This is a genomic window from Paraburkholderia sp. Ac-20347 (assembly GCF_017104805.1).
GTDB lineage: Bacteria > Pseudomonadota > Gammaproteobacteria > Burkholderiales > Burkholderiaceae > Paraburkholderia > Paraburkholderia tropica.
Map to the genome: position 1 here is coordinate 1 of NZ_JAAGPN010000271.1, position 10,946 is coordinate 10,946.

At 66.0% G+C, this 10,946-nt stretch carries 8 protein-coding genes; 7 read left to right on the top strand and 1 reads right to left on the bottom strand.

The features are described from left to right. Positions 1–246, bottom strand: a 246-nt coding sequence (locus G3N97_RS32030) for an HPP family protein (RefSeq protein WP_205996946.1), incomplete at its 3' end; no start/stop codon positions are given. Between the two features lie 499 nt (positions 247–745). Here G3N97_RS32030 and G3N97_RS32035 point away from each other — a divergent pair. From G3N97_RS32035 to G3N97_RS32065, 7 genes are all read left to right on the top strand, one after another. Beyond that, positions 746–1,654, top strand: a complete 909-nt coding sequence (locus G3N97_RS32035) for a transporter (protein ID WP_241030960.1) — start codon at positions 746–748, stop codon at positions 1,652–1,654. Positions 1,655–1,959: 305 nt separating this feature from the next. Then, positions 1,960–2,349, top strand: coding sequence for a hypothetical protein (locus G3N97_RS32040; RefSeq protein ID WP_124262184.1), 390 nt, complete (start codon positions 1,960–1,962; stop codon positions 2,347–2,349). Between the two features lie 219 nt (positions 2,350–2,568). Continuing rightward, positions 2,569–3,516: a LysR family transcriptional regulator gene (locus tag G3N97_RS32045; protein ID WP_183040600.1), complete on the top strand. Its 948-nt coding sequence runs from the start codon at positions 2,569–2,571 to the stop codon at positions 3,514–3,516. Positions 3,517–3,725: 209 nt separating this feature from the next. Next, a complete protein-coding gene (locus G3N97_RS32050) occupies positions 3,726–4,400 on the top strand; it encodes a response regulator transcription factor (protein WP_183040601.1) in 675 nt (224 codons plus the stop codon). 223 nt (positions 4,401–4,623) lie between these two features. Next, positions 4,624–7,893 (top strand): efflux RND transporter permease subunit, encoded by a 3,270-nt coding sequence (locus G3N97_RS32055; RefSeq protein WP_205996948.1) that lies wholly within the window; start codon positions 4,624–4,626, stop codon positions 7,891–7,893. Then, positions 7,883–9,142, top strand: a complete 1,260-nt coding sequence (locus G3N97_RS32060) for an efflux RND transporter periplasmic adaptor subunit (RefSeq protein WP_183040602.1) — start codon at positions 7,883–7,885, stop codon at positions 9,140–9,142. Before G3N97_RS32055 ends, G3N97_RS32060 begins: the two co-directional genes overlap by 11 nt. Continuing rightward, entirely contained in the window at positions 9,135–10,694 is a 1,560-nt protein-coding gene (locus G3N97_RS32065; protein WP_205996949.1) for an efflux transporter outer membrane subunit, read from the top strand. The genes G3N97_RS32060 and G3N97_RS32065 overlap by 8 nt, the downstream gene beginning before the upstream one ends. The last annotated feature ends 252 nt before the right edge of the window (positions 10,695–10,946 follow it).

Consider the following 10,946-nt stretch of genomic DNA (forward strand, 5'->3'; position numbering starts at 1 on the left):
GACCGGCGCTCCGATCCAGCGCGCGCACGCCACGCCCACGAGCGCCGAGACGAAGTTGCCGCCGAGTATCGACCACGGCTGCGCGAGCGGACTCTCCGAGGCGCCGAACACCAGATGCGTGGCGACGCCCGTGAACGCGATGCCCACCAGCGCGCCCGCCGCGCGCCGCACGCCTTCGCGCCACGACGGCGCGGCGGGGTGCGGCTTGAAACGTCTGAGCCAGGCGAGGAGCGCGGGGCGCGACATGCGGGTATCCGGTGAAGATGACGTGGACCCAGCCTACCCGTTCGCGCGGCCCGTCAACAATTGATCTTTCTGAGCGTATATATAATTCATCGTTAATGCATATTTAAATGCACACGATGAATCGCGTGTCGTTACCTGCATGCTGTTACGCAGCAATTCATTCGGATTCCAGATTATTCGGCCGGCGATCCGGCCGCGCATTGTACCTGCGCGCGGCGGCCTGCCATGCCTTACGACACGCCACACTGACGAACGTTAGGAAATGCCGTACATCAACATGAAAATACTGACAAAGAATGTTAACCTTGATGCGCAATGTCTGGTCAGCATGTGCAGGGTCCGCATCATCGAATCCAGGGAAAACAACAGGAGACAGACGGTGACGATCAGAGTGCAACCTACTCAGGATACGCAGCGCCGTGCCACGCGCAGGCTTGAAAGCACACTCAAACGCACCTTCAGGCACACCGCCTGTCAGGCCGCCGTCGTCGCACTCGGGCTGACCGGCGCCAGCACCGGCCACGCCACGGAAAGCGCGCTCGGCAGACCGGTCGCAGGCACCAGCGTGCTCACGGGCGTGGGCGAAGTGCCGCCCGCCGGCATCTACGTCGTCAATCTCGAAGACATCTATCTCGACGGCTCGATCTCCGGCTCGCGCACGGTGCCGCTCAACGGCAAGGCCTCGCTCGGCATCGACGCCAAGATCAACTTCACGCTCGCCTCGATCCTGCGCGGCTGGGGCAGCATAGGCGGCTGGAGTTTCGCCTCGGGCATCACCGTGCCCTATATGTGGACCGAAGTCACCGGAACGGCGAGCGTCGGCCGGTTCGGGAATTCGACCACGCAAACCGCCTCGAACTTTTACGACCTCTATTTCACGCCGATCGAAGCCGGTTACAGCTTCTCGGCAAACTCGCATATCGCGCTGAGTTTCAACTTCTGGGCGCCCACGGGTTCGTACAATTCGAGCGCACTCGCCAACACGAGCCTGAACAACTGGACCTTCGTGCCGCAGGTCGCATGGACGCAGATCGTGCCCGAATACGGCCTGGAATTCGACGTCGTCGCCGGGCTGCAGTTCTACACGCGCAATCACGCCACCGATTATCAGAACGGTGCGCTGTTTACGCTCGACGCGCTCGCGCTCAAGCGCTTCGCGAACGGCGTGGGCGTGGGCATCGTGATGGGCACGGTCCAGCAGCTCGCCGACGACACCGGTCCGCTCGCCGACCGTCTGAACGGCTTTCGCGGCCACGACTTCTCGCTCGGCCCGATCATCACGTACGACACCAAGCTCGGCGGCAAGGCGCCGTTTTCAGCGAGCCTGCGCTGGGTGCCGAGCATCGCGAGCACCAATCGTCTGAAGAGTACGTCCACCGTCATGGCCACGGCCACGCTCGCATTCTGAAGGCTTGCATCGAACGGATGGAAAACCGTCCGTCTCGCGCACGCGCGTCCATCCGCCGCATGACTCGGGCATAAGTCGCGGCATGACCCGGTAAGTTAAATGACACGGCTGTCATGCAACGCCGCGTGCGCCTGCGATTTTCACGTCGCGCGCCCTCCCGTCGTCACGTTCGCGCCGCTCGCGGAGTCCGCGCAACTTAATGCTTTCTAAATTAGTTTTCATGTTTGGTGCGCGGCAACTTAAAACACCGCAACCGTACCGGAACCGATAATCCTCTACAGATTCAGGACTGAGAGGAATGCACCATGCAAAAGCCGATGTCGGTCGAACTCGTAAATGAATATGGCGAGCAGGCGCTCTGCGTGAAAGTCGACGGCAACACCGCGCTGCTCGACGCCGCAGAAGTCGATGGCTTCATCGAGGAACTCAGCAAGCTGCGCGCGTCGATGCGCCCTGCCGTGCCCGATCAGCCTTTGCGCTCGCATCAATATGTGATCGAAATCGATCCGTGCTGGTACACGGAACGCAATCCGCTGTTCGACGGCGCGGTGCTGTTCCTGCGTCACACCGGCCTCGGCTGGGCGGGTTTTGCGATTCCCACCGAAAGCATGCATCGACTCAAGGACGCACTGAGCGCGCACGAAGCCGCCGCGCAGCGCGAGTCGCACATACCCATGCACGCGCTGCCCAACTGAGTGCGTGCGCGGCGCGCCACCGGGCGTGCATCGTCCCGTTTGCCGCAATCCGCCGCAGTCACTGTACTCCGCCACATCCCGTGAATCCGGGCCGCGCATCGCGGACCGGGCAAGCGCGTTCGCCTGCGCGGCGCCGGCACGTCCCTCCATTTCGGGGCGTGTTTTACGGACCCATTCGCGCAGCCTCGTTTTGAGCCTTTACCGGCACGGACTCGTCACATGAACCAGCTACAAGCCATGCGCGTGTTCACGCGCGTCGTCGATCTGAGCAGCTTCAGCCTCGCGGGCAAGCAGCTCGGCATGTCCGCCGCGGCCGTCACGCGCAGCGTCGGCATGCTCGAAGCGCATCTGAACATGCGCCTGTTGAACCGCTCCACGCGCAGTCTCTCGCTGACCGAAGCGGGCCGTCTCTATCTGGACGGCTGCCGCGCGGTGATCGACAAACTCGACGAAGTCGAGTCGGAACTCGTGCGCGCCACGCGCGATCCGAGCGGCGTGCTGCGCATCGCCGCGCCTTCGGTGTTCGCCAGCGGCGCGCTGACCACGCTGCTGAGCGCGTATCGCGACGTCAACCCGCGCGTCGATTTCGACGTGACCGCTTACGACACGCATATCGACATGATCGAAGGCGGTTTCGACGTCTGCTTCGCGACCGACCGCCAGCAGGTGAACGCGTCGCTCGTGAGCCGCAAGATCACGTCCGTGAAGGAAATCGTGGTCGCCACGCCCGCTTATCTGTCGCGCCGCGGCGTGCCGCGCACGCCCACCGATCTCGCGCAGCACGATCTGCTCGCGGTCTCCGATGCGCCGCGCTCCTGGGAGTTCGCCGACACCGACGGCGTGCAGCGCGTCAGCACGAACGGTCCGCTCACGGCGAGCGGCTATGCGACCGTGCGCGCGGCCGTGCTCGCCGACATGGGCGTGGCGCTGCTGCCGCTGCCGCTCGTCGCCGACGACATCGCACGCGGCGTGCTGCTGCCGGTGCTCAACGCCTTCGACGTGAACGGCGGCATGCAGCACGTCTCGATCGTCTATTCGGGCCGCAATTATCTGACGATGAAGGTGCGCAGCTTCATCGACTTCGCGGTCGAGCAGTTCCGCTCCCAGCACGGTCACGCCGCCGGCAACCTGCACGCCCCGCCGCTCGCCCTGCGCGCCGTAGCCTGACGCGCGCCGCGCGGCGACGCGGCTTGCTGTTGCACCTGTATCTGCAAACGGCCCGCTTACGCCCGCATTTTCGCCTGCGTTTGCGCCCACATTTGCGGCCGCTTTCGCGACCGCGTTCGCGCGTACACCGCGTGCGTTCCGATCGAGCGCGCGGCCCGGCGCGCGCGACTCCCCGACTCCGATTCCCCTGCCACGACGCCTGGAAAGCCATGCCCAGAATCCTCACCATCGAAGACGACGCCGCCACCGAGGCGAGCGTCGTCCCCACGCTCGCCTCCACCGGCTTCACCGTCGATGTCGCCCGCTCCGGGCGCGAGGGCATCGCGATGGTCATGGCCGGCGACTACGACGTGGTCGCGCTCGAACGACGCCTGCCCGATCTCGACGGCCTCACCATCGTCACCACCATGCGCGGCGTGGGCATCGAAACGCCCGTGCTCGTCATGAGCTCCACGACCAGCGTGGAAGAACGCATCCAGGGCCTGCGCGCCGGCTGCGACGACTACCTCACGCGGCCCTTTTCGATCGACGAAATGTCGGCGCGCGTCGAAGCGCTCGTGCGCCGCCGCACGCGTCCCGCGACCACCGAAACCGTGCTGCGCGTCGGTCCGCTCGAACTCGATCTCGTCAAGCGCAAGCTCACCTGCCGCGACAAGGTCCTGCGTCTGCGCCCGACCGAACTGCGCGTGCTCGAATTCATGATGCGTCACGCGGGCCAGGTGCTCACGCGCACGATGATCTTCGAAGGCGTGTGGGGCGGCCGCTTCGATCCGGGCACCAATCTCGTCGACGTGCACGTAGGCCGCCTGCGCAATCGCGTCGATACGCCCGGCGAGCCCTCGCTCATCCGCACGATCCGCGGCTCGGGTTATCTGCTCGGTTGACGTTTTCGATCGCATGGCATACGGCTATTTTCCTTTTAGCGTTTCGTAGTCCTTTTTTTTAAAAAAACCGGCCGATAACTAAAACTTGTTTCATTTGTCTGGTTGCCGGACGTTACAACCCGCCCGCCACAATACCGGCGTCGGACTCCCCCGAGGAGGGCAAGCCTTGCCCGCTTTCGCCACGAGGGATCCGACGCCGATGTTCTGAACGGAGCCCCTTCTGATGCTGAAAATCGTCCGGCTGGCCTTGAACCGACCGTACACGTTCATCGTGCTGGCCCTGCTGATCCTGATCGCTGGCCCGCTCGCTGCGTTACGCACGCCAACCGATATCTTTCCGGATATCCGCATTCCCGTGATCAGCGTGGTGTGGAACTACGCCGGTCTGCAACCCGACGACATGTCGGGCCGTATCGTCACTTACTACGAGCGCACGCTCGGCACGACCGTCAACGACGTCGCGCACATCGAATCGCAGTCGTTCCGCGGCTACGGCATCGTGAAGATCTTCTTCCAGCCGACCGTGGACGTGCGCACGGCCACCGCGCAGGTGACCTCGGTATCGCAGACCGTGTTGAAGCAGATGCCGCCCGGCACCACGCCGCCGCAGATCCTGAACTACAACGCGTCCACCGTGCCGGTGCTGCAACTCGCGCTCACGAGCAACACGCTCAACGAGCAGCAGCTCGGCGACTACGCGACCAACTTCATCCGGCCGCAACTGCTTTCCGTGCCTGGCGTGGCGATTCCCACGCCGTACGGCGGCAAGACGCGCGAAGTGCAGATCGACCTGAATCCGCAGGCGCTGCAGGCGCGCAAGCTCTCCGCGCAGGACGTGGCGAACGCGCTCGCGCAGCAGAACCAGATCATTCCGGCGGGTACGCAGAAGATCGGTCAGTTCGAGTACAACGTGCGCCTGAACAACAGTCCGCTCACGATCGACGCGATCAACAATCTGCCGATCAAGACCGTGGACGGCGCCGTGATCTACATGCGCGACGTAGCGCACGTGCGCGACGGCTATCCGCCGCAAGGCAATATCGTGCGCGTCGACGGCCACCGCGCGGTGCTGATGTCGATCCTCAAGAACGGCTCGGCGTCCACGCTCGACATCATCGCGGGCGTGAAGGCGAAGCTGCCGCTGATCGAACAGTCGCTGCCGCCGAGCCTCAAGCTCGTGCCGCTCTCGGATCAATCGGTGTTCGTGAAGGGCGCCGTGAGCGGCGTGGCGCGCGAAGGCATCATCGCCGCCGCGCTCACCTCGGCCATGATCCTGCTGTTCCTCGGCAGCTGGCGCTCGACGCTGATCATCGCGGCGTCGATTCCGCTCGCCGTGCTCGCGGCCATCGCGGGTCTCGCAGCCTGCGGCGAAACGCTCAACGTGATGACGCTCGGCGGGCTCGCGCTCGCGGTGGGTATTCTCGTCGACGATGCGACCGTGACGATCGAGAACATCAACTGGCACCTGGAACAAGGCAAGGACGTGCGCAGCGCGATTCTCGACGGCGCGGCGCAGATCGTCATGCCCGCGCTGGTTTCGCTGCTGTGTATCTGCATCGTGTTCGTGCCGATGCTGCTGCTCGACGGCATCGCGCGCTACCTGTTCGTGCCGATGGCCGAGTCGGTGATCTTCGCGATGATCGCCTCGTTCGTGCTCTCGCGCACCTTCGTGCCGATGATGGCGCGCTATCTGCTCAAGCCGCATGCGTCGCAAGGCCATGCGTCGGGCGAACTCGCCGCCGTGATGGCGCCGCATGGCGCGCACGATCACGTCGCGCCGTCGCGCAATCCGCTCGTGCGTTTCCAGCGCGGTTTCGAGCGCCGCTTCGAACGCGTGCGCGCCGGTTATCGCGGCGTGCTCGGTCTCGCGCTCACGAATCGCAAGCCGTTTATCGTCGGCTTTCTCGCGATCGTGATGCTGTCGTTCGCGCTGGTGCCCTTCCTCGGCCGCAACTTCTTCCCGAACATCGATTCGGGTGAAATCGAAATTCACGTGCGCGCGCCGATCGGCACGCGCGTGGAAGAAACCGCCGACCTGTTCGATCACATCGAAGACACCGTGCGCGAGGCGATTCCCGCCGACCAGCTCACGAGCATCATCGACAACATCGGCCTGCCGAACAGCGGTATCAACCTCACGTACAACAACAGCGGCACGATCGGGCCGCAGGACGGCGACATCATGATTTCGCTGTCGAAGGACCACGCGCCGACCGCGCAATACGTGAAGGCGCTGCGCACGCAGTTGCCGCGTCTGTTCCCGGGCACGTCGTTCTCGTTCCTGCCCGCCGACATCGTGAGCCAGATCCTGAACTTCGGTGCGCCCGCGCCGATCGACGTGCAGGTCAGCGGCCCGAACATGACGGCGAACCGGCACTACGCGAACGAACTGCTGCGCCGCGTGAGCAAGATTCCCGGCATCGCCGATCCGCGCATCCAGCAGGCGTCGACCTATCCGCAGCTCACCGTGGCCGTCGACCGTTCGCGCGCCGACGAACTCGGCATCACCGAACAGGACGTGACGAACTCGGTGGTCGCGAGCCTCTCGGGCACGAGCCAGGTATCGCCGACCTACTGGCTCAATCCGAAGAACGGCGTGTCGTATCCGATCGTCGCGCAGACGCCGCAGTACCGCATGACCACGCTTTCCGATCTGCAGAATCTGCCGGTCACGAGCAAGGGCGGCGGCTCGCAGATTCTCGGCGGCATCGCCACGATCACGCGCGGCACCGCCGACGCCGTGGTCTCGCACTACAACATCGAGCCGCTGTTCGACATCTACGCGACCACGCAGGGCGCCGATCTGGGCGCGGTGTCCGCGCAGATCCAGAAGGAGATCAAGGCCACCGTGAAGGACGTGCCCAAGGGCTCGACCGTGACGATGCGCGGCCAGGTGCAGACCATGAACAGCGCGTTCGCGGGCCTGCTGCTCGGTCTCGCAGGCGCGGTGCTGCTGATCTATCTGCTGATCGTCGTGAACTTCCATTCGTGGGCCGACGCGTTCGTGATCGTCTGCGCGCTGCCCGCCGCGCTCGCGGGCATCGTCTGGATGCTGTTCACCACGCACACGCCGCTGTCCGTGCCGGCGCTCACGGGCGCGATTCTCTGCATGGGCGTGGCGACCGCGAACGCGATTCTGGTGGTGTCGTTCGCCCGCGAACGCCTCGCCGTCACGGGCGACGCCATGCGCGCCGCGCTCGAAGCGGGCTTCACGCGCTTTCGCCCCGTGCTGATGACCGCGCTCGCGATGATCATCGGCATGGCGCCGATGGCGCTCGGTCTCGGCGACGGCGGCGAACAGAACGCCCCGCTCGGCCGCGCCGTGATCGGTGGCCTGATCTGCGCGACCTGCGCGACGCTGCTCTTCGTGCCCGTGGTGTTCAGCCTCGTGCACCGCAACGACAAGCGCGATGACGACACGGAAAACGACATCGCCGACGCATCCCACCATTCGGAACACCTTGCCCTCGAGGGAGAATCCCATGTCCACTGAAGTCGACATCGCCTCGCCGCAACCGCTGCGCCATCTGAAAACCGTCGCCGCCGTGGCGCTGCTGGTCGCCGCCGGGATCGTCTCCGGCGGTCTGTTCAGCCGCGTGCACGCGCATCAGGAACTCACGTCCTGGACCGACGCGCAGGCCGTGCCCACGGTCGCCACCGTGCTGCCGGAACCGAGCCCCGCTTCGCAGATGCTGGTGCTGCCCGGCCATCTGGCGGCCTACATCAACGCGCCGATCTACGCGCGCGTCTCGGGCTATCTGCATGCCTGGTACGCCGATATCGGCACGCACGTGAAGGCCGGGCAACTGCTCGGCGTGATCGACACGCCCGATCTCGACCAGCAGCTGCAGCAGGCGCGCGCCGATCTGCAGAACTCGATCGCGAACGAAAAGCTCGCGGCCACCACGGCGAAGCGCTGGACCGAAATGCTCAAGCAGGATTCGGTCTCGCAGCAGGAAGCCGATGAAAAGACTTCGGACCTGATCGCCAAGCAAGCGACTGTGGAAGCGAACCAGGCGAACGTGCGCCGCCTCGAAGCGCTCGAATCGTTCAAGCGTTTGACGGCGCCGTTCGACGGCGTGGTCACCGCGCGCAAGACCGACGTGGGCGCGCTGATCGACGCGGGCAGCGGCAGCGGTCCCGAACTCTTCACGGTCTCGGACGCGAGCACGCTGCGCGTCTACGTGAGCGTGCCGCAGAGCGACGCGGCGTCGATCCAGCCCGGCATGCACGCGACGCTCACGGTGCCCGAGCGCCCCGGCATGAAGTTCGACGCCAAGCTCGTGGACACCGACCAGTCGATCTCGCCCGCTTCCGGCACGATGCTCGTGCAGCTCGCCGTCGACAACAAGCAGGGGCTGCTGTTCCCCGGCGAGTACACCGAGGTCCATCTCGCGATGCACGGCGACGCGAACGCGCTGTTCGTGCCCGCGAGCGCGCTGATCTTCCGCGCGCAGGGCATGCAGGTCGCGGTGGCCGGCGCCGATCACAAGGTGCAGCTGCGCGACGTGACCATCGGCACCGATCTCGGCACGCGCGTGCAGATCATCGCCGGTTTGAAGGCGGGCGAGCGCGTGATCGACAATCCGCCCGATTCGCTCGCGAACGGCGACGTCGTGCGCCTCGCGGCCACGGCGGCCACGAACGCGCCGGGCGCGGCGAATGCAGCGAATGCGTCCGCGAAAACCCCCGCGACCCAGGCCACGCAGACCGCGCAGGCGGCGGAGCCGGCGCATGGTTAAGCCGTCCGGTTTGCACACCAAGGTGCGGCTCGTCGCGCTTGCGGGCGCAATGCTGCTGAGCGCGTGCTCGTTCGCGCCCGCGTATCACGCGCCCGCCGCCGCGATTCCCACGCACTTCAAGGAAGCCGGCGACTGGCAGACGGCGCAGCCCGCCGACCAGATGCCGCGCGACGGCTGGTGGAAGGCGTTCAACGATCCGATCCTCGATCAGTTGGAACCGCAGGTCCAGAAGGCCAATCCGAACATCGCTGCCGCGCTCGCGCGTCACGACGAGGCCGATGCGCTCACGTCCGAGGCCCGCTCGGCGCTGATGCCGACCGTCGGGCTCGGCGCGCAGGTGCAGCGCGACCGGCAGTCGGCGCTGCGTCCGCTGCGCGGCTCCGACCAGCCGAACGTGTACGAGACCAACACGCTCGGCGTGAGCATCGGCTACGACCTCGACCTGTGGGGCAAGGTGCGCAACGAGGTGAAGGCGGGTCAGGCGAACAGCGAGGCGAGCGAAGCCGATCTCGCGTCGCTGCAACTGAGCCTGCAGGCGAAGCTCGCGACGACGTGGTTCGACCTGCTCGGACTCGATCAGCAGTCGCGGCTGCTCGACGACACGATCGCCGCCTACCAGCGCGCGTTGAAGCTGACCGAGAGCCGTCATCGCGGCGGCATCGCCTCGGACCTGGACGTGTCGCGCGCGCAGAACCAGCTCGCCGCCGCGCAGGCTTCGTCCGACGACGTGAGCGCGCGCCGCGCGCTTTACGAGCACGCGATCGCCACGCTCGTGGGCGTGCCGGCCTCGGAGTTCAACGTCGCGCCCGACACGCTGCGTCCGCGCCTGCCGAACCTGCCCGCCGGGCTGCCTTCGGCGCTGCTGCAACGGCGTCCGGACATCGCCGCCGCAGAGCGGCGCGTGGCCGCGGCGAATGCGGAGATCGGCGTGGCCAAGGCCGCGTTCTTCCCCGACATCTCGCTCGATCTGCTCGGCGGCTATCAGAGCGACACGTTCAATCCGTGGCTGTCGGCGCCCAACGAAATGTGGGCGATCGGCCCGTCGCTGATGGAAACGATCTTCGACGGCGGCCGCCGCGAAGCGCTCGTGCGCGGCGCGCGTGCGAAGCTCGCGGAGAGCGGCGCGGACTACAAGTCGGTCGTGCTCAACGCGTTCCAGCAAGTCGAGGACAACCTCGCCCTGCTCCATCACCTCGGCGACGAGGCGCAGCGCGAGAACGAGGCGCTCGACGCGGCGCAACGCACGCTCACGCTGTCGATGTCGCGCTATCGTGACGGCGTGGTGAGCTATCTCGACGTGGTGACGGCGCAGACCACCGCGCTCTCGACGCAGATTTCGTCGCTCGAACTCGACACGCGGCGGCTCGACGCCACGGTCGGCTTGATCCAGGCGATCGGCGGCGGATGGAGCACGAAGCAGCTCGATGGCGATACGGCGTCGGCGGCCTCTCCTGCCTCTTCGGCTTCTGCGGCTACGAAGGCCGCTACCGCGAAAGCCCCCGCAGCGGCGAAAACCGAAGCGAGCGCCGCCGCGCCCGCGAAGGCGTCGTAACGCGTTCATCGACGCAGCGCCCCAAGCGGCGCACGCGGCACGCCACACCGAGTGGGCGCGCCGCGTGCGCCGCTTTTTCGTGGGCGGCCGCGCGGCTGTCGGTCGGCGATGTCATCGCACGGTCATGTAAGGAAGCCATCGTTTCGCCGACACTCCACGAAGCTTGCGACGAAGCGTGCACGATCCGCCGCGCATTTTTCGCACGCCAGCGCCGCCTTCGACCCTCCATGCACGACGCGATGCCAGATGACA